Origin of the sequence: Agrobacterium vitis (genome assembly GCF_014926405.1) — a bacterium.
Lineage (GTDB): Bacteria > Pseudomonadota > Alphaproteobacteria > Rhizobiales > Rhizobiaceae > Allorhizobium > Allorhizobium vitis_H.
This window is the reverse complement of record NZ_JACXXJ020000005.1, coordinates 2,763,364-2,785,758: the sequence shown is the minus strand read 5'-3', so window position 1 is coordinate 2,785,758 and position 22,395 is coordinate 2,763,364. Positions and strand designations below refer to the sequence as shown.

General features: G+C 58.7%; 20 protein-coding genes and 1 tRNA gene. 11 read left to right on the top strand and 10 right to left on the bottom strand.

Annotated elements, in window-relative coordinates:
- Positions 1-90: 90 nt before the first annotated feature.
- Both argF and IEI95_RS24230 read right to left on the bottom strand, forming a co-directional pair.
- The gene (argF, locus tag IEI95_RS24235; RefSeq protein ID WP_156531345.1) at positions 91-1,008 is read right to left on the bottom strand and encodes an ornithine carbamoyltransferase; all 918 of its coding nucleotides are present in this window, start codon (positions 1,006-1,008) and stop codon (positions 91-93) included.
- Between the two features lie 15 nt (positions 1,009-1,023).
- Complete coding sequence (locus IEI95_RS24230; protein ID WP_015914765.1) at positions 1,024-2,232, bottom strand: aspartate aminotransferase family protein; 1,209 nt, start codon at positions 2,230-2,232, stop codon at positions 1,024-1,026.
- 429 nt (positions 2,233-2,661) lie between these two features.
- Between IEI95_RS24230 and IEI95_RS24225 the strand changes: the two genes are divergently transcribed.
- The gene (locus tag IEI95_RS24225; RefSeq protein ID WP_156531346.1) at positions 2,662-3,213 is read left to right on the top strand and encodes a GcrA family cell cycle regulator; all 552 of its coding nucleotides are present in this window, start codon (positions 2,662-2,664) and stop codon (positions 3,211-3,213) included.
- A gap of 104 nt (positions 3,214-3,317) precedes the next feature.
- Here the strand turns inward: IEI95_RS24225 and phoB are convergent, their stop codons facing one another.
- The 7 genes from phoB to phoR all read right to left on the bottom strand — a co-directional run bounded on the left by phoB (position 3,318) and on the right by phoR (position 11,412).
- Positions 3,318-4,001 (bottom strand): phosphate regulon transcriptional regulator PhoB, encoded by a 684-nt coding sequence (gene phoB, locus IEI95_RS24220; RefSeq protein WP_015914768.1) that lies wholly within the window; start codon positions 3,999-4,001, stop codon positions 3,318-3,320.
- A 360-nt stretch (positions 4,002-4,361) separates the two neighbouring features.
- Entirely contained in the window at positions 4,362-5,069 is a 708-nt protein-coding gene (gene phoU / locus IEI95_RS24215) for a phosphate signaling complex protein PhoU (RefSeq protein ID WP_015914769.1), read from the bottom strand.
- 43 nt (positions 5,070-5,112) lie between these two features.
- Complete coding sequence (gene pstB, locus IEI95_RS24210) at positions 5,113-5,928, bottom strand: phosphate ABC transporter ATP-binding protein PstB (protein WP_015914770.1); 816 nt, start codon at positions 5,926-5,928, stop codon at positions 5,113-5,115.
- A 98-nt stretch (positions 5,929-6,026) separates the two neighbouring features.
- The gene (gene pstA, locus IEI95_RS24205; RefSeq protein WP_071202609.1) at positions 6,027-7,364 is read right to left on the bottom strand and encodes a phosphate ABC transporter permease PstA; all 1,338 of its coding nucleotides are present in this window, start codon (positions 7,362-7,364) and stop codon (positions 6,027-6,029) included.
- A complete protein-coding gene (gene pstC / locus IEI95_RS24200) occupies positions 7,361-8,848 on the bottom strand; it encodes a phosphate ABC transporter permease subunit PstC (RefSeq protein WP_015914772.1) in 1,488 nt (495 codons plus the stop codon). Before pstC ends, pstA begins: the two co-directional genes overlap by 4 nt.
- A gap of 127 nt (positions 8,849-8,975) precedes the next feature.
- Positions 8,976-10,001, bottom strand: coding sequence for a substrate-binding domain-containing protein (locus IEI95_RS24195; RefSeq protein ID WP_015914773.1), 1,026 nt, complete (start codon positions 9,999-10,001; stop codon positions 8,976-8,978).
- Positions 10,002-10,194: 193 nt separating this feature from the next.
- Complete coding sequence (gene phoR, locus IEI95_RS24190; protein ID WP_071202818.1) at positions 10,195-11,412, bottom strand: phosphate regulon sensor histidine kinase PhoR; 1,218 nt, start codon at positions 11,410-11,412, stop codon at positions 10,195-10,197.
- A 251-nt stretch (positions 11,413-11,663) separates the two neighbouring features.
- On the opposite strand from phoR, the gene ppk2 reads away from it, so the two are divergent.
- Positions 11,664-12,548, top strand: coding sequence for a polyphosphate kinase 2 (gene ppk2, locus IEI95_RS24185; protein WP_156531347.1), 885 nt, complete (start codon positions 11,664-11,666; stop codon positions 12,546-12,548).
- Between the two features lie 106 nt (positions 12,549-12,654).
- Here the strand turns inward: ppk2 and IEI95_RS24180 are convergent, their stop codons facing one another.
- The gene (locus tag IEI95_RS24180; protein ID WP_194417120.1) at positions 12,655-13,923 is read right to left on the bottom strand and encodes a hypothetical protein; all 1,269 of its coding nucleotides are present in this window, start codon (positions 13,921-13,923) and stop codon (positions 12,655-12,657) included.
- Positions 13,924-14,235: 312 nt separating this feature from the next.
- On the opposite strand from IEI95_RS24180, the gene IEI95_RS24175 reads away from it, so the two are divergent.
- From IEI95_RS24175 to IEI95_RS24135, 9 genes are all read left to right on the top strand, one after another.
- Complete coding sequence (locus IEI95_RS24175) at positions 14,236-15,201, top strand: NAD(P)H-dependent flavin oxidoreductase (protein ID WP_156531349.1); 966 nt, start codon at positions 14,236-14,238, stop codon at positions 15,199-15,201.
- Positions 15,202-15,284: 83 nt separating this feature from the next.
- Positions 15,285-15,360: transfer RNA gene (locus tag IEI95_RS24170), tRNA-Thr, on the top strand.
- A 469-nt stretch (positions 15,361-15,829) separates the two neighbouring features.
- Entirely contained in the window at positions 15,830-16,942 is a 1,113-nt protein-coding gene (locus tag IEI95_RS24165; protein ID WP_156537830.1) for an ABC transporter ATP-binding protein, read from the top strand.
- Complete coding sequence (locus IEI95_RS24160) at positions 16,939-17,589, top strand: ABC transporter permease (protein WP_156537829.1); 651 nt, start codon at positions 16,939-16,941, stop codon at positions 17,587-17,589. The genes IEI95_RS24165 and IEI95_RS24160 overlap by 4 nt, the downstream gene beginning before the upstream one ends.
- A complete protein-coding gene (locus tag IEI95_RS24155; RefSeq protein ID WP_156537828.1) occupies positions 17,586-18,263 on the top strand; it encodes an ABC transporter permease in 678 nt (225 codons plus the stop codon). Before IEI95_RS24160 ends, IEI95_RS24155 begins: the two co-directional genes overlap by 4 nt.
- Before the next feature lie 63 nt (positions 18,264-18,326).
- Positions 18,327-19,241 (top strand): ABC transporter substrate-binding protein, encoded by a 915-nt coding sequence (locus IEI95_RS24150; protein WP_156537827.1) that lies wholly within the window; start codon positions 18,327-18,329, stop codon positions 19,239-19,241.
- Positions 19,242-19,387: 146 nt separating this feature from the next.
- Entirely contained in the window at positions 19,388-20,146 is a 759-nt protein-coding gene (hutC, locus tag IEI95_RS24145) for a histidine utilization transcriptional repressor HutC (protein ID WP_156537826.1), read from the top strand.
- 128 nt (positions 20,147-20,274) lie between these two features.
- Positions 20,275-21,762, top strand: coding sequence for an HAL/PAL/TAL family ammonia-lyase (locus tag IEI95_RS24140; protein WP_156537825.1), 1,488 nt, complete (start codon positions 20,275-20,277; stop codon positions 21,760-21,762).
- 229 nt (positions 21,763-21,991) lie between these two features.
- Entirely contained in the window at positions 21,992-22,306 is a 315-nt protein-coding gene (locus tag IEI95_RS24135) for a plasmid stabilization protein (protein WP_156531355.1), read from the top strand.
- Positions 22,307-22,395: the final 89 nt, after the last annotated feature.

Genomic DNA, 22,395 nt, shown 5'->3' with positions numbered 1-22,395 from the left:
TAAAATTGCGCATCAGCCATGCTCTCGCAATCTCAAAGCGCAGCACACCCTGTAAACCCGCTCTGCAAGGCTTTCAGTAGCCTGAAACCGTCATACTGCGCCAAGGCACCAGGCGAGAATGGACTTCTGGGCATGTAGCCGGTTTTCCGCCTCGTCGAACACAACCGATTGCGGCCCGTCGATCACTTCATCGGTCACCTCCTCACCGCGATGAGCGGGCAGGCAGTGCATGAACAATGCATCGGACTTTGCCTGTTTCATCAGGGCGGGGTTGACCTGGAAAGGCTGGAATACGTTATGGCCGCGTGCCTTATGCTCCAGGTTCATCGATACCCAGGTATCGGTGATCACGGCATCAGCACCGGTCACGGCGCGGTCGGCATCATGGCACAGCATGATCTCGCCGCCATTGTTGCGCGCCCAGTTGAGGATCTGGTCTTCCGGCTCAGAGCCCATTGGCACAGCCATGTTCATCCGGTAGCCGAAGCGGGCCGCCCCTTCGACCAGCGAATGCAGGACATTGTTGCCGTCGCCCGTCCAGGCCAGCGTCTTGCCCCGGATCGGGCCGCGATGTTCCTCGATGGTCATGATATCTGCCATGATCTGGCAGGGATGGGTCAGGTCGGTCAACGCATTGATCACCGGAACGGTGGCGTGTTCGGCCAGCTCCAGCAGGCGGTTGTGATCGGTGGTGCGGATCATGATCGCATCGACATAGCGCGACAGAACCTTGGCGGTATCGCCAATCGTCTCGGCGCGGCCAAGCTGCATTTCCGTCCCGGACAAAAACAGCGTCTCGCCGCCCAGTTGGCGCATGCCGACATCGAAGGAGACGCGGGTGCGGGTCGATGGCTTTTCGAAGATCATCGCCAGCATCTTGCCGGCCAGCGGCTTGTCCGCTGTTCCGGCCCGGGTCCTGGTCTTGCGCTGATGGGCGTCGGACAGAATAGAGTGAAGGTCCTCGGACGTCATGGCCGAGAGATCGAGGAAGTGTTTCGGGGATGCCATGGTGTTACCTGTCGTTCATGCCTGAGCGATTTTGAGGGCGGCCTGCGCGGACAAGGCCTCGGCGGCCTGTTCGATGCGCTTCAGGCCTTCTCGGGCCTGTTCGGCAGTCAGCGTCAGCGGTGGAAGCAGGCGGATGACGTTATCGCCTGCCGGAACGCCCAGGATATGCTCGTGGCGCATAGCGTGCAGCAGTTCGGAGGATGGCACTGCGGCCTTGATGCCGAGCATCAGGCCCTCGCCGCGCACGTCTTCGATCACGCCTGGAAAACGGTCTTTCAGACCAGCCAGACCCTGCCGGAAGATCAGCGCCACATCGCGGACATTTTGCAGGAAGTCATCGGCGAGAACCAGATCGAGAACGGCATTGCCGACCGCCATGGCCAGCGGGTTGCCGCCATAGGTCGTGCCGTGCACGCCAGCCGTCATGCCGGACGCAGCCTCTTCTGTGGCAAGGCAGGCACCGAATGGAAAGCCGCCGCCAATACCCTTGGCCACCGCCATGATATCGGGTGTGAGGCCAGCCCATTCATGGGCAAAGAACTTGCCCGTCCGGCCAACGCCCGACTGTACTTCATCGAGAATGAGCAGCAGGCCCTTCTCGTCGCAGATTGCCCGCAATTCGCGCAGGAACTCGCTCCCCACGACGCGAATACCGCCTTCGCCCTGGATAGGCTCGATCAGCAACGCAGCCGTGCTGTCGGTGATCGCCGCCTTCAATGCGTCGAGATCGCCGAACGGCACCTGGTCGAAGCCGGGTGCCTTGGGGCCGAAGCCTTCAAGATATTTCTCCTGGCCGCCAGCAGCGATGGTGGCGATGGTGCGGCCATGAAAGGCACCCTCGAAAGTGATGATATGGAATTTCTCCGGATGGCCCTTGCTATAATGATAGCGGCGAGCCGTCTTGATGGCGCATTCGAGCGCTTCGGCACCGGAATTGGTGAAGAACACCTTGTCGGCAAATGTTGCCTCGACCAGCCTTGCGGCCAGGCGTTCCTGGCCGGGAACTTCATAGAGGTTCGAAAGGTGCCAGACTTTCTCCGCCTGGCTTTTCAATGCCTCGACGAGATGCGGATGCGAATGACCGCAGGACGTCACGGCGACGCCGCCAGCGAAGTCGAGATATTGCTCACCTGTTTCAGTATAAAGCCACGGGCCCTCGCCTCGCTCGAAACGCAGCGGCGCACGTGAAAACGTGTTGAACAGCGGCGTTGATGTCTGAGCCATGGCGGAAAATCCTTTCGAGCGGCTTTTTGAAGTCTCAATGAGTTTATAGGCCAACCACCGAAAAACCGGTGGAAAAAATCAAAAATGCCGCCTTTCGGCGGCATTTGCACTATTCCGGCTTCCGCCAGCGTTGTCAACAAAACATCGGGGCAAAGGCATCGCTCCGACATGTCCTTGCGAGCGCTGTTGAACAAACAGCATCGATAAAAAATCGGTGGATAGCAAGTTGGGGAAAAGCCTGAAATTCGATTCACGATGATTCGGCGACTCTTGTCACGGAGTCAGGCTCACACTAGGTTAATAACGAATTACTACACTGCATGCGGCGGAAAAGTCACCAACAACACGAGGAAAGTTGGGTTCCGGAACCTTCCGGGACATGGATGATGGATTCCGCGTCAAGCGCGTGCACCAGGCGGAGATTGCGGCATGAACTGGACGGACGAGCGAGTTGAAAGACTCACGAAATTATGGGCCGAAGGCCTGAGCGCAAGTCAGATTGCGACGCAGCTTGGCGGCGTCAGCCGGAATGCCGTGATTGGCAAGGTGCATCGGTTGTGCCTTCCCGGACGCGCCAAGGCAGGCGGTCCTACTGCCACGCCAGCGCGCACACCCAAGCGGCCTGCACCGTCCACGCCCCGCGCACCGAGTTTTGCCGCACGCACGCCTTCAAGCTCACCGCGTCCTGCCGCGCGCACCGTTGCGGCGACTGCGCTGAACGACGATCTCGACATGGATGTCACCGAGAACATGGCTGCCTTGCCGGTTCTCAACACCACCATCCTGCCAGCCTCGCGCCGCTTGTCGCTGACGGACCTGACCGAGCGGACCTGCAAATGGCCGGTTGGCGACCCGATGACCGACGAGTTTCACTTCTGTGGCTGCGACAGCCAGGACAATTCTCCCTATTGCAAATATCACGCGAAGCTCGCCTACCAGCCGGTAAACGAGCGGCGCCGGGCTGCTGCGAACGCGCGCTGATCTCTGCCCGTGATCTCCGATCGCATGTCATAAAAAAAGCGAGCCGCCCGGCTCGCTTTTTTCGTTCCACTGGGGTTTCGGTCCATAAAAACAGAGCAGCGATCTTATGCTTCCATCGAATAGCCGGCGCCGCGCACCGTGCGGATCACGTCCTGCATATTGGAAAAGTTGAGCGCCTTGCGCAGCCGTCCGACATGGACATCGACCGTGCGCTCGTCCACATAAATGTCATGGCCCCAGACGCCATCCAGCAGTTGAGAGCGGGAAAACACCCGACCAGGTGAGGTCATCAGGAATTCCAGCAGCCGGAATTCGGTCGGCCCGAGGCGCACTTCGCGGCTCTTGCGATGGACACGGTGGGTTTCGCGATCAAGCTCGATATCGCCGCACCGCAGCAGGCTGGACAGAACTTCCGGCTTGGCGCGGCGCAGCATCGCCTTGACCCGGGCCATCAGTTCCGGCGTCGAGAACGGTTTGACGACATAATCGTCGGCACCGGTGGCAAGTCCGCGCACCCGTTCGCTCTCTTCGCCACGCGCGGTCAGCATGATGATCGGCAGGCGCTCGGTATCGGGTCGCATCCGCAGGCGACGACATAGCTCAATGCCGGAAACACCCGGCAACATCCAATCGAGGATCAGCAGATCCGGTACCCGTTCCTGCAGGCGAAGCTCGGCTTCGTCTCCCCGCAGAATGGTTTCGACCTCATAGCCTTCCGATTCCAGATTATAACGCAAAAGGACGCTCAGGGCTTCTTCGTCTTCAACGACGGCAATTTTCGGCAGCATTCGATCCCATACCTTCAATGAGAGAGTCTTCCCGCAAGCCTTTTCTTGTCCGCTCTGGCGAAAAAGAACACGGCAATACGAGAATTTCGATGTTTACAGCATGTTTGCGCTTCATGATGGCGCTCTACTGTGACTGGAAGGCTGGCCTGTCGCCACAGGTCGAACCTTCGGGTGAAGCCCCCACCCCATTTGGCGTCAGACGCTGAGCTGTCCGATGCCAATCTCCGTCATGGTTTCATACCGGCAGCCACAGATCATGGCTCTTGGTATGCTTTTCTTTGATATCTCAAGGTCTTGATGCCTTGAGATATCAACACGTCATGCAATGCGGGGATGGGTCAACATCCTCGCATTGTCATCTCAATCGGCGACCCCGAAAGCGGTCGTCGTGTCGTCCTTCGGGCGCTCACCCTCGGGCTGGGCGCCAGTGGCCATATAATAGATGGTCTCGGCGATATTGGTGGCATGGTCGCCGATGCGCTCGATATTCTTGGCGCAGAACAGAAGGTGCGTGCAGGTGGTGATGTTGCGCGGATCTTCCATCATGTAGGTCAGCAATTCGCGAAACAGCGAGGTGTAGATTGCATCGATCTCCTCATCGCGGTCGCGGATCGACTTGGCCTTTTCCGCCGAGCGGGTGGTGTAGACATCCAGCACTTCCTTGAGCTGGGTCATCGCCAGTTCCGAAAGATGCTCGATGCCGCGGGCCAGCTTGCGCGGCACGCCGGTGCCTTGCACGGCCATGACCCGCTTGGCATTGTTCTTGCCGAGATCGCCGACGCGCTCCAGATCCGAGGCGATCCTGAGCGCACCGATGATTTCGCGCAGATCGGCGGCCATGGGCTGACGTTTTGCGATGGTTACAATCGCCTTGTCGCCCACTTCGCGCTCGGCATTGTCCATGATCACGTCGTCGGAGATCACCTTCTGGGCGAGGGCCGCATCGGAATTGACCAGCGCGCGGACGGATTCACCCACCATCTGCTCGGCCAGACCGCCCATTTCCGAAATGCGGCGCATCAGATATTTCAGTTCCTCGTCAAAGGCGGTGTAGATATGCGCTGTCATGGTCTGATCCTTTAAAAAGATGCATTTTCAATCAACCGTCGGATCAGCCGAACCGCCCCATGATATAGTCCTGGGTCCGCTGGTCGTCCGGGTTGGTGAACATCTTGTCGGTATCGTTTTCCTCGACCAACTGGCCGAGATGGAACATTGCCGTGCGCTGGGACACACGAGCGGCCTGCTGCATCGAATGCGTGACGATGACGATGGTGAAATTGGCCCGCAATTCGTGGATCAGTTCTTCCACCTTGGCCGTCGCAATCGGGTCCAGGGCCGAGCAGGGCTCGTCCATCAGGATGACTTCCGGGCTGACGGCAATGGCGCGGGCAATGCACAGACGCTGCTGCTGTCCGCCGGAAAGGCCCGTTCCCGGCTCCTGTAGGCGATCCTTTGCTTCGTTCCAAAGACCGGCGCGCTGAAGGCTCTTTTCGACGATCTGGTCCATGTCTGCCTTGTTGCGGGCGAGACCATGGATGCGCGGGCCGTAGGCAATGTTCTCGTAGATCGACTTGGGGAACGGGTTCGGCTTCTGGAACACCATGCCGACGCGGGCGCGAAGCTCGACAACGTCGATAGATGGATCGTAGATATCCATGCCGTCGAGGGTGATAAGGCCGGTGACCCGGCAATGATCGATGGTGTCGTTCATGCGGTTCAGCGTCCGCAAGAACGTAGACTTGCCGCAACCCGAAGGACCGATCAGCGCCGTGACGGTATTTTCGCGGACATTCAGGTTTACGTCGAACAGGGCGCGCTTTTCACCGTAGTAAACGGACACATCCTTGCCGACCATCTTGGTGTTCACTTCGGTCATCTTCTGATCCAAGGCCTTTTCAACTGCTGATTCAGACATCATGTTCATATTCTTACTCCTCCGGCCTTTCTTTACGCAATTGCTTGGCGAAAGCCGCGACGAACTTTCCTGGACGTTATCGCCCAGGACCGTGGTTCAGCTGGTTTCTACCACCGCCGCTCAAACCGCCTACGCAGCAGGATGGCACCAACATTCATGATCAGCAGGAAAATCAGCAGAATGATGATGGCACCGGACGTCCGCTCCACGAAAGCGCGCTCGGCTTCATTGGCCCACATATAGATCTGCACCGGCAGCGCCGTGGACGGATCGAGCGGTGTGCCTGGATAATCCGCCACGAAGGCCACCATGCCAATCAGCAACAGCGGCGCGGTCTCGCCCAGTGCATGGGCAAGGCCGATAATCGTGCCGGTCAACACGCCGGGCATGGCGAGCGGCAGGACATGATGGAACACGGTCTGCATCTTGGACGCACCCAGACCCAGGGCCGCAGCGCGGATCGACGGCGGAACGGCCTTCAAGGCCGCACGGGTGGCAATGATGATCGTCGGCAGGGTCATCAGGGTGAGCACCAGTCCGCCGACCAGCGAGGCCGAGCGCGGCAGACCGGCGAAGTTGATGAACACCGCCAGACCAAGCAGGCCGAAGACGATAGAGGGAACAGCCGCAAGATTGTTGATATTGACCTCGATCAGGTCGGTCCAACGGTTCTTCGGGGCAAATTCCTCAAGATAGATCGAGGTTGCCACGCCGATCGGCAGAGCCAGGATCAACACGGTCAGCATCATATAGGCAGTACCGATCAAGGCCACGCCAACGCCTGCGGCTTCCGGGCGGCTGGATGCGCCGTTGACGAAAATACCGGTATTGAAGGACTTGGCCAGCGCGCCGCTTTCAGCCAGCGCATTCATCCAGCCGATCTGCTGGTCGGAAATCTTTCGGCTACTCTCATCGACCGTCAGGTCGAATTGCCCCTTGAAGGCCGTATCGATTGTGGCACTGGCCAGGACCGAGACCGGAACCGTCTTGCCGACAAGCGACGGATCGGCAACGACCATATTGCGCAATTGGACGCGGACATTGTCGGAGACCATCTCGGTCAATTGCTTCATTGCCGGACGATTGGATGTATCGATCTTCAGTTTTGCCGCCAGCGCATTGCGTACCAGAACCGGATAATTGGCCGCAACCAAAACATCGGGATTGGTGGCGCGCTGGTTGCTCGGGTCGATCAGCTTCTCGCTAAACTCAACCGGAACGGTGATCGTTGTCTGCAAGAAGGCTGTGTAGCCTTTGGAAACCACCGACGTGAGCAGTAGCAGCAAGAACAGCAAACCGAAGCTGATGGCGACAATGCCATAGGCCCGGAAACGGCGCTCGGCGGCGTAGCGACGCTTGATGCCAATGTCCCGGCGAGGACGCGATACAGGGGCAAGGGCGCCAGCGCCGTGGCCTGCCGCAGCGGGGGAGAGGGTCTCGCTCATTCGTACTGCTCCCGGTATTTGCGCACGATGTAAAGCGCATAGATATTAAGGCAAAGCGTGATGGCAAACAGGGTAATACCCAGCGCGAAGGCTACCAGCGTTTGCGGCGAGGTGAATTCAAGGTCGCCGGTCAACTGATTGACGATCTTGACGGTGACCGTTGTCATCGGCTCGAAAGGATTAAGCTGGATGCGCGCGGCAACGCCTGCGGCCAGCACCACGATCATGGTTTCGCCGATAGCACGCGATGCCGTCATCAGCAGCGCGCCGACAATACCCGGAAGTGCTGCCGGCAGGATCACCCGCTTGACCGTTTCTGACCGCGTGGCGCCAAGGCCAAGCGAACCATCCCGGAGCGAGCGTGGCACGGCGGTGATGATGTCGTCCGACAGGGAGGAGACATAGGGGATCAGCATGATCCCCATCACGAAGCCTGCCGTCAGCACGCTCTGTGCCTGGATGAAACTGACGAAATCGCCGGTGGCGATGCCGTTGATCTTGGCGGAGATATCCCGCAGGAACGGACCGACCGAGGTCAGCGCGAAGAAGCCGTAGACGATGGTCGGAATACCGGCCAGCACTTCCAGCAGTGGCTTGGTGATCGAGCGCAGCCGTGGCGAGGCATATTCGGCCATGTAGATGGCAGCAAACAGACCGACGGGCACGGCAAACAGCATGGCGACCACGCCGATATAGAGTGTGCCGAGCAGAAGCGGGATCAATCCGAACTGGCCGCCGGTATCGGTGGCGCCAGCAGCGGCAAAGCGAGGATCCCAGACCGTCCCGAAGAAGAACCGCCAGGCCGGAACCTCCCGGAAGAAGTGGGTGGCTTCCGTCAGCATCGACATGATGATGCCGACTGTCGTCAAGATGGCGATGGAAGAGCAGATGACCAAGGCCGCCTGAATGGCTTGCTCCACCCGATTGCGGGCGCGAAAGCGTGGCGCGATCAACCGAAGCCCGAACAGGGCGCCTGCGAGCGAGGTGGCGATTACCACGATGGTCAGCGCCAGGTCGTTGATGGCGCGCATGCCGTTCAAGGCCTCGGCAGCCACGATCATGTAGGGCTCAGGCTCGCCGGCCAGCGGTACGCCTTGTTCGGCCAGCATTGTGCGGGCAGTCGTGGCATCTGCGCTTTTCAACTTGGCCAATTGGTCGTCGTCAAGGCTTTTCAGGCCACGAGCGATTGCACCGATGGTGCCGTAATTGAGGTTCTGGGTGGCTCCGGCCTGTGCCTTGACCGCATCGGGCATCGCATCGCGTACACGCGTTTCGATCAGCGATGGCGCAATCGCCATCCAGAGACCCAGCACCAGGAAGGCGGGTACAACTGCCAGAATAGAAACAAAACTGCCATGATAGCCATAGCGGGAATGCAGGGCAGACGCACGGCCTTGTGCGAGCGACTGTGCCCTTGACGAGCCCAGCAGATAGCCGATGATCCCGATAGCTATGACGATAAAAATTAGGATTGACGTACTCATTCTACCATCCCCGGCCTCTCCACGCCCTGCCGCCAAGGGCTGGGCCGCATGTTACGTCATCAATAAACATCAACCGCAACATCATGATGAGGCTGGCGCAGACAGTGTCCGCGCCAGCCTCAAAGTCTTACTTGCCAGCGGTGAACTTGGCGCGGAACTCTTCGCGCTCCTTGTCGGGAGCCGGAACCAGGCCGTAATTGGCCAGCGGACCGTCAGTGCCGATCATCTGCTCGGACAGGAAGAAGTCGACATATTCCTTCATGCCAGGGATAACGCCGAGATGGGCCTTCTTGACGTAGAAGAACAACGGACGCGAAACCGGGTATTTGCCGGTGGCAACGGTCTCAACCGAAGGCTTGACGCCGGAAACGGTGGCAACCTTCAGCTTGTCTGCATTGTTTTCATAGAAGGACAGGCCAAATACGCCAATGGCGGTCTTGTTGGCAGCGATGCGGGCCAGCGTTTCGCTGTAATCGCCGTCGATATCGACAGCCTTGCCATCCTTACGCACGGCGATGCACTTCTTAGGCGCATCCTTTTCGCCAACGGCAGCCTTGATGACGTCAAGAGCACCGGCGTCCTTGCAGCCCTGCTGGAGGACGTTGACTTCGAACACTTCGCGCGTGCCGTGCTTTTCGCCCGGAATGAACGCCATGATATCGGTGTCCGGCAGGCTCTTGTTGACTTCCGACCACTTCTTGTAGGGGTTGGCAACAAGCTTGCCGTCAACCACGACTTCAGCAGCCAGACCCTTGTAAAGGTCGGTCGGCACCAGAGCCAGGTCCTTGTTGGAGCTGTCGACGGCGAAAACGATGCCGTCATAGCCGAACTTGACTTCCTGGATGTCGGTCACGCCAGCAGCCTTACAGGCTTCGGCTTCGGACTTGTTGATCGGACGCGATGCATTGGCGATATCGATGGTTTCCGGACCAACGCCCTTGCAGAATTCCTTCAGGCCAGCGCCGGTGCCGCCGGATTCAACGACCGGGGTCTTGAACTTGGTAAAGGTCTCGCCAAAGGTTTCAGCAACGATCTTGGCATAGGGAAGAACGGTGGAGGAACCAGCGATCTGGACCTGATCACGCGCAGCGGCGGCGCCAGCAAAGGCGACTGAGGCGACCAGAGCCGCTACGGACAATTTCAGCATATTCATTTATCTCTCCCGAGAATGAGCTTTCGTGTGGGATGCAAGCGTCTGTCGCTTACAATCGCCGTGCTCCGGCGGCTTGTTCTTAAGCCCCGACAGGCTTTGCTTTTATGTCAGTTAGGTGAAACATTTGTGACAGTTCAACCATTTGATATATCTATATAAATATTCCAAGAGTTAAAAAGAGACGCGAAATCTGTCAAAATCGGACGGTAAAGTCGGTCCCCTGCCCTAGTTCAGAGCGGATGATCAGCCGCGCGCGGTGGCGGGTCAGGATATGCTTGACGATGGCAAGCCCCAACCCGGTCCCTTTTTTTGAGCGGCTATCGGCAACACTGACACGGTAAAAGCGTTCCGTCAGGCGCGGCACATCCTCGGCAGGCACGCCCGGCCCCTTATCCACCACGCTGACTTCCACGCCGCTTGTTTTCTGGCGTAGAAAGACGTCCACCTGCTTGCCTTCCTGGCCATATTTACAGGCATTTTCGATCAGGTTTTCGAAAACCTGGATCAGTTCGTCGCGGTCGCCTGTGACCTCGATGCTCTCCTGTGGCAGATGCAGGCGCAGATCCACATCCAGCTCTGCGGCGAGTGGGGTCAGGCTGTCCCGCACATGGCTTAGAACGGGCTGGAGCGACACTTTCTGGTCAGGCGCCAGATGGGCTTTCAACTCTAGCCGTGACAGGGACAGCAGATCGTCCACCAGCCGGCTCATCCGGTTGGCCTGATCCAGCATGATGCCAAGAAAGCGCTCTTGCGCCTTCAGGTCGTTGCGGGCGGGGCCGAGCAGGGTCTCGATGAAACCGCGTAAAGAGGCAAGCGGCGTGCGCAGTTCGTGGCTGGCATTGGCGACGAAATCCGAACGCATTCTGTCGATCCGGCGCAGTTCCGAAATATCGCGAAACGTCATGACGAAAAGGGCAGAATCCCGCTTCAGTTGCGGTAGGGACAGGGGCGCGACCCGCACCGCGAAGACCCGCTCGGAGGGCAGCACCTCGGAATGTTCGATCTGGTTGGGCAAGCCATTGCCGACGGTCTCGCGCACCATATCGAGAATGCCGGGTGACCGCCAACGGGCAGAAATATGCACGCCGGTTTCCAGTTTGCCAAACGCCTTTTCGGCGGCGCCATTCTGGAAGACGACGCCTCCATCCGAGCCGAAGACCACGCAGGGCAGGTCGATGGCCGCGATCGTCGCCTGCACAAGCCCTTCAACTTCCTCGCCGTGCGGCAAGACAGGCGAGGCTGCCACAGGGAAATGCACCGGCGGATCTTTGTCTTCTGCGCCCTTATAGAGCAGGATGACCATCAGCGAAAAGAGCAGCAAGACGACGCCGAACTCGCTATCGGCACCGGCCAACACCGACGAGCCGGAGACCAGGATCGCCAGGAGGATAAAATCCCAGCGGTCGCGCAATCGCTCGCCAAAGCGCCGCCAGGATGGAAATAACTGCTTCAATGAAAACCTCCGGCGGCGGTATGGGTGGGCTGGAGAGATACCCTATTCCTGTTGCATGACAGGTTTTTACCGCCTACGCACGAATGAATGTCAACGCACGGACGGGAACGAAGCGTCGCACTCCCACGTTTCAAACAGGTTGTTGAAGATTTTGACAGTTTCATGGTCAATATACTCAAATCACACAGTGCGGCGACAGGGAGAATGGAATGGGTGATGAGCAGCAGGCAGGCAGTCGTGGCGTAACTTTGCGGATCAGGGGTGAATTGCGCGCCTTTGATATCGACGATCCGGTTCTGCCGGACTGGGTTGAAAAGGAAGCGCTGAGCTCTGGCGGTCATCCCTATGACAAGAAGTTGAAAAGAGAGGTCTATGATGAGGAGTTGAAAAAACTCCAGATCGAACTGGTTAAGGTGCAGTATTGGCTGCAATCGACCCGCAAACGGGTGATGGCCCTGTTCGAGGGGCGAGATGCGGCTGGCAAAGGCGGCACGATCCACTCCATTCTCGAATATATGAATCCTCGATCGGTCCACAACGTCGCCTTGACCAAGCCATCAGAAACGGAACTCGGTCAATGGTATTTTCAGCGCTATATCACCCATTTTCCGGGCGGCGGCGACATGTCGTTGTTCGACCGTTCATGGTACAATCGAGCAGTTGTGGAGCCGGTCATGGGTTTTTGCACGCCCGACCAATACGAGCATTTCCTGGAACAGGCGCCACGGTTTGAAAAGCTGATCGGGCAGGAGGGCATTTACTTCTTCAAATTCTGGCTCGATATCGGCCAGGAAATGCAGATCAAGCGATTTCATGACCGCCGTCACGATCCGCTGAAGGTCTGGAAACTATCGCCCATGGACATTGCCGCCCTGGATAAATGGGGCGATTATACCGAAAAACGCGACCGGATGCTGAAGGAAACCCATACCAAGCACGCCCCATGGATTGTAGCCAAGGCCAATGACAAGCGCCGGGCTCACCTCAATGTCATAAGGCATATGCTGCTTTCCCTTGACTATGAAGGGCGCGACATAAAGGCGATCGGCGAGATTGACAAAAAGATCGTCGCAGAGGCGCCGGATATTCTCTGACGGCGGACGTTGTCCGCAGGGTGTTTTTCAAGCGGACATTCAGCAGTTTTGGCGTGCGGCAGTATCTTTTCGGGTTTCGGTCGAGATAACGATACTGCCACCGCCATCACTTGCCGGGAAGAACACGTACAGCATAAAGATTGATGCCATTGCCCTGACCGCTGATATCGGCGTTGATCAGAAGCTGCCCAGGCGCGTTGGGAGCGATGCCGTTCGGCAGGGTCACTCGAAACAACAGGTCGGCTTTTTCCGGATTGGCTGTGAAGCGGTGACGGGCACAGTCACCCAGACGATCAAACGCGCAACTCAGCGAGAACTGAACCGGTTTTTCACCAAAGGACTGCACAGTCAGGGCGATGGTCGAGGTTCCTCCAGCCATTTGTCGCAACAGGTCAGGCGCGATTTCGATGGCGGCCGTCCCATCCATGTCGGTGCTGCGTGAAACGATATGGACAGCCTGGCCATCGCTGGCGCCGACTACTTCCGCCGTGGCATTTGGCCTTGCCTTGATTTTCGAGGCGTCGCCGGGCTGGAAGGCCTCTATCCAATCATTGGAAAAACCGCGTTGCGGATCGATTGTCTTTGGCTCGTTTGCCGCTTCGCCGCCGGATTGATCGGTGGGCTGGTCGCCATTGAAGTCTTCCGACGACACAGTCGGCGTCGGTGAGGGCGCGCCCGTCTGCCGTTGGTCAGGAGACAGCAACAGGCCGGTGGAATAGACCCACCAAGCCGCAATGCCGATGGATGACAGGAGGGTGACGGAAATTAGCAAGCGCGACAGGACGCCCCGGCGACGGCGTGGCTTTGCAACGGGCTCCGCCCGCATGCCACGGACAGGCTCTTCGTCAAATTCGTCTTCCGCGCTCTCTGGCTCTGCACTCTTTGGCCGGGCCGAAAACGAAGCAAAACTCGACATGCCTGCCGGATCCGCCCGGTCATGCCGTTCGGCCCGTACATCATCAAGGTCGAGGCTTGGTTCGGCAGGCCGCCCGTGATCCCGATCGACGCCGAAGGACAGCGAGGCTGAATCGTCGCCGGGAGCGTTCGCATCGGCTGAGACCGATGGCGCGGGACCTCTTGGCGGCGTTGATGTCGAGAGAGGTGGCGACGTGGGCGGCGGAACCGGAGCGCGTGACACAGGCTCAACTGCGGCTTCGGCTTTCAGCCGTGCCCGCTCCTGCTGCTCGATCGCATGAATGGTCGCTTCCAACCGATGGCGCTGCTCGGCCACGGTCTCCGGATCATTGACATTCTGCTTCTTGAGGCCTGCTTCCAGAGCCTGTCGCGCAGACTGGTAAATTCTGGCCCGAACTTCAGCCCGCGATCGCTCCGACCGGTCGAGGGCGCTTCTGATGGCCGTTTCCAATCCGCTCACGCGAGACCTTTCCACATTCATGGCCCGCGACGAAATGTATCGGGCATTCTTCTTCCCTTGAATCGGTAATCGGAGACTAGGCAAACCGCAAGCCCGCAGCCCATCCCCCGACAGATCGATAGTGGAAAAACATCATTATAAAGCCTGGCGAGCGGCTTGCGATGGTTCTGGAGCCAGTGCGGCTGCCGCTGTTAGCCGGATCAACATCTAGGTCTTCTCAGCTTGGTGGGCAAACTGCTCTGCTCTTTTCAACCGGCGACAGGTCTGCTAATCTTTTGACGTTTACGCGAACGTCAATTTTTCGAGGCCCAAATGGCTCTTCCAGATATCTTGTCTCGTCACCTCAGACTTCCGGTGATTGCATCGCCTTTGTTTATCATTTCGCATCCGCGTCTGACGGTGGCGCAGTGCAAGGCGGGTGTGGTTGGCGCCTTTCCGGCGTTGAACGCCCGGCCGGAAGCGCAGTTGGACGAGTGGCTGGATGAGATTACCCAGGAGCTTGCCGCCCATGACCGCGCCCATCCCGAGCGTCCGGCTGCGCCGTTCGCCGTCAACCAGATCGTCCACGGCTCCAACAAACGGCTGGAGCACGACCTGGGCATGTGCGTCAAATACAAGGTACCGATCGTCATCTCTTCGCTGGGCGCCGTGCCGGAGGTGAATGCCGCGATCCATTCTTACGGCGGTATCGTGCTGCATGACGTGATCAACAATCGCCATGCCCATTCGGCGATCCGCAAGGGCGCCGATGGCTTGATCGCGGTTGCCGCAGGGGCTGGTGGCCATGCAGGGACGTTGTCACCCTTCGCGCTCCTACAGGAAATCCGCGAATGGTTCGATGGGCCGTTGCTGCTTGCCGGTTCGATCTCGACCGGCGGCGCCATTCTTGCTGCTCAAGCAGCCGGTGCCGACATGGCCTATATCGGTTCGCCCTTCATTGCCACGCAAGAGGCGCGGGCGCCGGATGCCTACAAGCAGGCTCTTGTTGAGGCCAGCGCCACCGATATCGTCTACTCTAACTATTTTACCGGCATTCACGGCAATTACCTGCGCTCATCCATTGTTGCCTCGGGCCTGGACCCGGACAAATTGCCGGAAGCCGATCCCAGCAAGATGGATTTCGGCAGCGCCGTCACCGGCGCCAAAGCGTGGAAGGACATCTGGGGCTGCGGCCAAGGCATCGGTGCCATCAAGGCCGTGGAACCCGTTGCCGCGCTGGTCGATCGACTGGACACGGAATATCGCGCCGCCCGAGACAGGATCTGCGGAAAAGTGTAACGGATACCAAAAGGCATCTTGAAATCTGCAATGTTTGCCTGTATCCACCCGCACACATCGCAGGCTGGTCTTCGGCCTCGCGTGCCGCTTTAGCTCAGGTGGTAGAGCACATCATTCGTAATGATGGGGTCGCAGGTTCGAGTCCTGCAAGCGGCACCACTAACATTTCACTGAATTCGCTATCGAAAACAGTAGATCTTCAAGGTCTACTAATTTCTTGGATTCGGCAAACGTGTCCTGCTTCCAACGGTTTCAGGAAACTACCGAAGTCAGCGCATCCTCGCCATTTGACCAAGTACCGGAAAAGCGCCCAGTAGATCGGTCATCGGTTTAAGACCTTAAACAACAGTTATAAAGCGTTACAGTACTATGCGCCTCTTAAAATGCATGGGACTTTACAGCTTGTAATTCTGTATCAGTTGTACGCCCCGCTCCGCAAACGGTTGCCGGGAGAATGGGATGCGATCCCAGACTGTCGATCTATGTCAGCAATCGCTACCTTAACGGTGTCCTAATAATATATTTTAGCCATCTTGCGAAAGTGATTTCCCCATGATTGTATAGACAACTTCGTCACTGACTGCTTACGTCAGATGTGAATGCGCAGCCACTGACCGCAGGGGATTGCATGATAACATTCGACCAAGTCAGCAAGCATTACGGCGACGCAACAACTGCCGTTAACAGTCTTTCGCTGGTGGCTCCCACTGGTAAGCTGACCATTCTGGTTGGCCCTTCCGGCTGCGGCAAGACAACGTCTTTGCGGATGATCAACAGGCTGATTACGCCGTCGTCCGGATCTATTCTGCTGGATGGCGAACAAACCGGTCGGATGGATGTTGCTTTGTTGCGGCGCCGAATTGGTTATGTCATCCAGCATGCCGGTCTCTTCCCCCATCGCACCGTTGTACAGAACATCGCGACCACAGCGCGCCTGAACGGTGCGCCGAAACAACAGGCGCTTCGGACTGCCCATGAGTTGTTGGAGCGCGTTGGCTTGACCAGCGCTTTTGCCGATCGCTATCCATGGCAGCTTTCGGGCGGACAGCAGCAGCGTGTCGGCGTGGCTCGGGCGCTGGCCTCCGATCCCAAGTTCATGTTGATGGACGAACCGTTCAGCGCCGTCGATCCGGTCGTGCGCGGCCAGTTGCAGGATGAGTTTCTCCGTCTTCAGCGTGACATCGGCAAAACGATTATCATGGTCACCCATGACATCGACGAGGCCCTGAAGCTCGGGGATCAAGTGGCGGTGCTGCGCTCCGGGGGGACGCTGGCGCAGATCGCCACACCGCAGGAACTTCTGGCGCGACCGGCGGATGCCTTCGTGGCAGACTTCATTGGTCGGGACCGAGGCTACCGCTTCCTGAGTTTCGCCGAATTCGGCAGCACGGTCCCTCTTGGGGTTGAACCGACGGCCACACTTGGTGCGACGCCGGAAGCCCTTCGCCATGCTGCCACGGACCGTTGGGTTCTTGTGACCGATGCCGCGAACCGACCCATCGGCTGGGCCGATGCGCGGGGGCTTCAACAGCCTTTGCGCGAGGGTGATCTCAATCTCAGCGGGACGCTGGCACCCGAAGGCAGCAGTCTTCGCCATTTGCTTGATGCTGCGCTCAGTTCGCCTTCAGGCCGCGGCGTTGTTGTGAGTGCATCGGGCGAACTCGTCGGTACGGTCACGCTGTCGAATGTGGTTGCGGCCATTGAGGGGGCGCGTGCCGGCCAGTTCGGAATGCAGCCATGAGGTTCGATTGGCTCTATCATGAATCCGGGCGGATCGCCGAGCTGTTCATCTGGCATCTCTCCCTGTCGGTCATCCCGGTATTGATCGGTCTTGTTCTCGCATTGCCGCTGGGCTGGTTTGCCCAGCGTGCCGGTGTGTTTCGATCCACTCTGCTGGGTGCCGCCGGACTTCTCTATACAATTCCGTCGCTGGCGCTGTTCGTTCTGTTGCCGCTCGTGCTTGGCACGCGGATCCTCGATCCCCTGAATGTCGTCGTTGCGTTGACGGTGTATGCCTTGGCGCTTCTGGTGCGCACGGTCAGCGACGGCCTGGATTCAATTTCTCCTGATGTCCTTCAGGCCGCCAATGCCATGGGCTACCGCCGCGCGGCACGCCTTCTGACGGTGGAATTGCCGCTGGCCGTTCCGGTCATCGCGGCCGGATTGCGGGTTGCCGTGGTGTCGAATGTCAGCATCGTTTCCGTCGCCGCTCTGGTCGGCACGCCACAGCTAGGCCTTCTCTTTACGCAAGGCCTCCAGCTGCAATTCCTGACTCCGATCATTGCGGGCATCGTGCTCTGCGTGGTTCTGGCGGCGCTTCTGGATGGGCTTGTGCTGTTCATCGCGCATCGCTTGACACCATGGCAGCCGGGGAGGGGGCTGCGATGATCGATTGGTTTTCAGATCCGGCCCATTGGACCGGAGACGGTGGCGTCATCGCGCTGGTTATCCAGCATCTGGCCTATAGTGGCGCCGCACTTCTACTGGCCTGCCTGATTGGCTTGCCCGTCGGGCTTTATGTCGGACATACCGGGCGCGGCGTGGTGTTCATCGCCGGTCTCGCCAATGCGTTGCGATCCCTTCCGAGCCTTGGCCTTATTGTTCTCCTGGTGATCCTGTTCGGCCCCGTCTTTTCGTCCGATATGGCGTTTACTGTGCCGAGCCTCATCGTGCTGGTGCTCCTGGCTGTACCGCCGATCATGACCGGCAGCTATGCCGGTATCGCGGCGGTGGACCCGGCGGCGGTCGATGCGGCGCGCGGCATGGGTAAGCGCCCGCTTGATATCCTGTTTGATGTCGAGCTGCCTTGCGCGCTGCCGCTGATTTTTTCCGGCCTGCGCAGTGCAACGCTTCAGATCATCTCAACCGCAACGATTGCCGCTTATGTCTCCCTTGGCGGTTTGGGGCGTCTTATTATCGATGGCCGGGCCCAGCACGATTATTACCAGATGGCGGCAGGCGCCGTTCTTGTCGGTGCGCTTGCGCTGACGGTCGATCTTTTGATCGGCGTCATATCGAGGTTCACCGTCTCGCCCGGACTGACGCGCCGCCTGAAACGGTAGCGCTGACGATGCAATAACGACTTTTCACCCTATGTCTCGATAAGCAACACAGGAGAAGCTCGCATGGCATTCAGGATCATCACCGCCGTCAGCGCTTTCGCGCTCATGACCCTTTCAGCCGCATCAGCGCTTGCTGCAGGCGATCCGCTGGCGGCTCCGCCTACTGAGAGAACCGATACCAAGACGATTATCGTTGGTTCTGCCGATTTCCCCGAGAGCCAGCTTCTGGCGACACTCTACGCCAAGGCCCTGGCCGCCAAGGGGATTAAGGTTGAGACAAAATTGAACATCGGAAGCCGCGAGGTCTATATGCCGGCCTTGCTCGACGGATCAATCGATCTCCTGCCGGAATATGCGGGTGCGGCATTGAGCTATCTCGACAAGAAAGCCACAGCCCATACGCCAGACGATGTGGCGGCGGCCCTCAAGGCTGCCCTGCCGAAGGGCGTGTCGATGCTGACACCGTCAGCGGCGCAGGATTCGGACGGCGTTGCGGTGACACGCGCGACGTCCGAGAAATACAAACTGAAGACGATTGCCGATCTCGCCCCGGTTGCTTCCGAATTCGTGCTTGGCGGTCCACCGGAATGGAAGACGCGCAAGGAAGGCATTATCGGCCTGAAGGAGGTCTATGGGCTGGAGTTCAAGTCGTTGAAGGCGCTTGATGTCGGTGGCCCGCTGACGTTGTCGGCACTCGTCAATGGTCAGATACAGGCCGCAAACCTGTTTTCGACCGATCCTGCCATCGCGACGAACGATCTGGTCATGCTGGAAGATGTCAAGAACCTCTTTCCTGCCCAGAATGTCGTTCCTGTGATCGCCACTGCGAAAGTCAGTGAGACCGTGACAAAGACGCTCGATGCTGTATCAGCCGCCCTGACCACAAAGGATCTCGTTGTTATGAACGGTCGTCTGGGCAATCATGACAGTTTCGATGTGGTGGCCGGCGACTGGCTTGCGCAACACAAGCTGAACTGATGTGGGGTTGGTAGGCGAGCTGTATCCGATGTTTGCCTGCCAACGCCCGGGGCCTACCAGCGACCGGGCGCCTGATATCCAGATACGTATGCCTATCGGCGACTTCATGGTTATGGATCGTGACACAGAATTTTTCCGGGAACGTGATGCCTCTGGTCCAGAAAGATGCGGCGATCGGGCAGGAGGGCCAACCTCCTGCCACGTTGCTCTCCGCCACGCCGCTTTATGTCAAATTGAAAGACTATGTTCGTAGCCGTGTCGAAGCCGGTGAGTGGAAGATCGGCCAGCGCGTTCCCTCGGAAAACGAGTTGGTCGACATTCTCGGGGTGAGCCGGATGACGGCCAATCGCGCCCTGCGGGAACTGGCGGACGAAGGGCTTGTGGTGCGCCTGCGCGGCAAAGGTTCCTTTGTGGCGACCAGGAAACGAACTTCGCAGTTTCAGAGCGTGCCCAACATTGCTGATGAGATCCGTCGCAACGGTGGCATTCATAGCGCAAGGGTAATCCTGCTTCAGATGGAAGCCTGTGGCGAGGAACTTGCCGAAGCTCTGGGCGTATCACCCGCAGACCCCGTGGCGCATTCGATTATCATGCATGCCGAAGATGGACTTCCGATGCAGATCGAGGATCGCTTCGTCAATCCCAGCTGCGTGCCTGATTATCTGCATCAGGATTTCAATGTCGTCACGCCCAATGGCTACCTGACGGACGTCGCGCCAATCGTCAAGGCGGAGCAGCATATAGAATCGGTCAATGCGCAGGCCTGGGAGTGCAAGCTTTTGGCGATCCAGAAGTCCGAACCATGTCTGCTTGTGCGCCGCCGTACATGGTCGGTTGAGGGCATCGTTTCTTCTGTCCGCTTGCTCTATCCCGGCAGCCGCTATCGTCTTTACAGCAGCACGTGAGGCCCTGCCCAAATGCCGCGCTCTGACCGATTTCAAGGCACCTTGGTTTCAAGACCGACTGGTTCCAAGAATGGAGAAACGCCTTTGTCTATCGTTGCATCACGGCCCATACTCTTCAGGAGAATTTCATGAGCGTTGTTCTTGATGACGGGCTGGATTGGCGCGCTGTTGCGCGTGTCGGCGAGGGTGAGGCACTTTCTCTCTCAGACAAGGCCTATCGGCGCATCGATCGGGGAAGCCAGATCCTGGATCGTATCGTGGAAAGCGGTGTCCGCGCCTATGGCATCACGACTGGCATCGGCGCCCTCTCGGATACGGTTGTCGATCGCGCAACGCAGGGCCGGCTGTCACGCGGGATTATCCTCAGCCATGCCTGTGGCATCGGTCCGTTGCTGGATGCGCGTGAGGTGCGGGCTATCATGGCGGCGGAGATCGCCAATTTCGCCCACGGCCATTCCGGTGTCCGGCGCGATATCGTCTCGCATCTGTTGACGTTTTTAGAGCGGGATTGCATTCCCGATGTGCCATCGCGGGGGTCTGCCGGTTATCTGACCCACAACGCCCATACCGGGCTTGTGCTGATCGGTGAGGGGCAAGCGCGCGTCGGTGGTCGTCCTTTCAGCGGGTGGGAGGCTTTGGCTCAGATCGGTCTTCAACCGCTGGTGCTGGGCGCCAAGGAAGGGCTGAGCCTCGTCAACGGCACGGCATGTGCAACCGGTCTGTCGAGTGTGGCACTGGCCCGCGCCGCGCGCCTGCAAGATTGGGCGGATGCTATCGCGGCTCTGACGCTTGAAGCGGCTGGGTGCCAGATGGATGCCTTCGATGAAGCCGTTCTCGCCCTGCGCCCTTCAAAGGGTATCGCGGCTGTCGGGGCAGCGCTTCGGGCCAGGCTCCAGGGCAGTGGACTGATTGCCGCCGCGCGCGGCATTCGTACCCAGGATGCCCTAAGCTTGCGGGCCGTGCCACATGCCCACGGTGCCGCACGTGACGTCTTCGATGCTTGCGCGGTGATCGTCGATCGTGAACTTGCCTCGGCCACGGATAATCCCGCGATCCTGGGGACACCAGAAAAGCCCATCGTTTCATCACAGGCCCATGCTGTCGCCCCGGCGCTGGGTCAGGCAGCCGATAGTCTGGCGATTGCCATTGCGCAGATCGCAGCCATGAGTGAGCGCCGGATCGACCGGCTCGTCAATCCGCTGGTGAGTGGCTTGCCGCCTTTCCTCGCCACCGATGCCGGAAGCCATTCCGGCCTGATGATCGCTCAATATACGGCGGCGGCTCTTGTTGGCGATAACCGCCGCCTTGCGGCCCCGGCTTCTACCGATGGCGGTTTGACCTCCGGCCTGCAGGAGGATTTCCTGGCTCATCCTACCGCTGCCGCCAACAAGCTGCTCGCGGTCCTCGACAATGCCGAGTATATTCTGGCGATTGAATGGATGGCTGGCGCGCAGGCCCATGATTTCCTCGGAGCTGCGGGGCAGCGAGCAGCTGGAACGAATGTGCTCTACAGCATGGTTCGCGAGCACCTCCCGCCCTATTCAGACGACCGGCCACTTTCCGGCGATATTGAAAAGGTTCGCGCCCTCTTGAGAGAGCAGGCTCCGCCGCATTGAGGCAAATGGCTTTTGCATTGCCGGATTTGTCCTGTGCTTGAAATCGGCAGTGTGTTTGAAAGACATAGCCATCCTTCGTCTGTTGCCACTCGGCCGGCCTGGGTCCGCGACCAGTCCGCTCCAATCGCTCCGACGGGATTTTGGCCATTTGCGCTCATGTCGACATCATTTCGGAACTTTACGACCTCCAGCGCGGTTATTTTTTCAAATCAGCAAAAGGAGATGTTTCATGCCCCGTGGTGACAAATCCGCATATACCGACAAGCAAAAACGCAAGGCGGAACATATCGAAGAGAGTTACGAAAATCGTGGCGTACCCGAAAAGGAAGCGCAAAGCCGCGCCTGGGCGACGGTGAACAAAGAAAGCGGTGGCGGCAACAAGTCAGGGTCTGGTCGGGGCCACCCCGAAAGCCACGCATCCTCGCAAAAGGGTGGGCGCGAGGGTGGCAAGGCGTCTGCTGCAAGAAGCAGGGAAGAACGATCTGCCTCCGCAAAGAAGGCCGCAGCAACCCGTAAACATAATGAGCAGCATGCCCATCATTGACCGTTACAGCGCCGTGCGCTTCATGAAGCGAACAGCGCTGTAACCATTTATATGTGTTGCCTAATTTTTCTCCTCAATCGAGTCTGATT

Coding starts and splice junctions, on each gene's coding strand:
- argF (WP_156531345.1), bottom strand. CDS start 1,008: ATGGCATCCCCGAAACACTTCCTCGATCTCTCGGCCATGACGTCCGAG.
- IEI95_RS24230 (WP_015914765.1), bottom strand. CDS start 2,232: ATGGCTCAGACATCAACGCCGCTGTTCAACACGTTTTCACGTGCGCCG.
- IEI95_RS24225 (WP_156531346.1), top strand. CDS start 2,662: ATGAACTGGACGGACGAGCGAGTTGAAAGACTCACGAAATTATGGGCC.
- phoB (WP_015914768.1), bottom strand. CDS start 4,001: ATGCTGCCGAAAATTGCCGTCGTTGAAGACGAAGAAGCCCTGAGCGTC.
- phoU (WP_015914769.1), bottom strand. CDS start 5,069: ATGACAGCGCATATCTACACCGCCTTTGACGAGGAACTGAAATATCTG.
- pstB (WP_015914770.1), bottom strand. CDS start 5,928: ATGAACATGATGTCTGAATCAGCAGTTGAAAAGGCCTTGGATCAGAAG.
- pstA (WP_071202609.1), bottom strand. CDS start 7,364: ATGAGCGAGACCCTCTCCCCCGCTGCGGCAGGCCACGGCGCTGGCGCC.
- pstC (WP_015914772.1), bottom strand. CDS start 8,848: ATGAGTACGTCAATCCTAATTTTTATCGTCATAGCTATCGGGATCATC.
- IEI95_RS24195 (WP_015914773.1), bottom strand. CDS start 10,001: ATGAATATGCTGAAATTGTCCGTAGCGGCTCTGGTCGCCTCAGTCGCC.
- ppk2 (WP_156531347.1), top strand. CDS start 11,664: ATGGGTGATGAGCAGCAGGCAGGCAGTCGTGGCGTAACTTTGCGGATC.
- IEI95_RS24175 (WP_156531349.1), top strand. CDS start 14,236: ATGGCTCTTCCAGATATCTTGTCTCGTCACCTCAGACTTCCGGTGATT.
- IEI95_RS24165 (WP_156537830.1), top strand. CDS start 15,830: ATGATAACATTCGACCAAGTCAGCAAGCATTACGGCGACGCAACAACT.
- IEI95_RS24160 (WP_156537829.1), top strand. CDS start 16,939: ATGAGGTTCGATTGGCTCTATCATGAATCCGGGCGGATCGCCGAGCTG.
- IEI95_RS24155 (WP_156537828.1), top strand. CDS start 17,586: ATGATCGATTGGTTTTCAGATCCGGCCCATTGGACCGGAGACGGTGGC.
- IEI95_RS24150 (WP_156537827.1), top strand. CDS start 18,327: ATGGCATTCAGGATCATCACCGCCGTCAGCGCTTTCGCGCTCATGACC.
- hutC (WP_156537826.1), top strand. CDS start 19,388: ATGCCTCTGGTCCAGAAAGATGCGGCGATCGGGCAGGAGGGCCAACCT.
- IEI95_RS24140 (WP_156537825.1), top strand. CDS start 20,275: ATGAGCGTTGTTCTTGATGACGGGCTGGATTGGCGCGCTGTTGCGCGT.
- IEI95_RS24135 (WP_156531355.1), top strand. CDS start 21,992: ATGCCCCGTGGTGACAAATCCGCATATACCGACAAGCAAAAACGCAAG.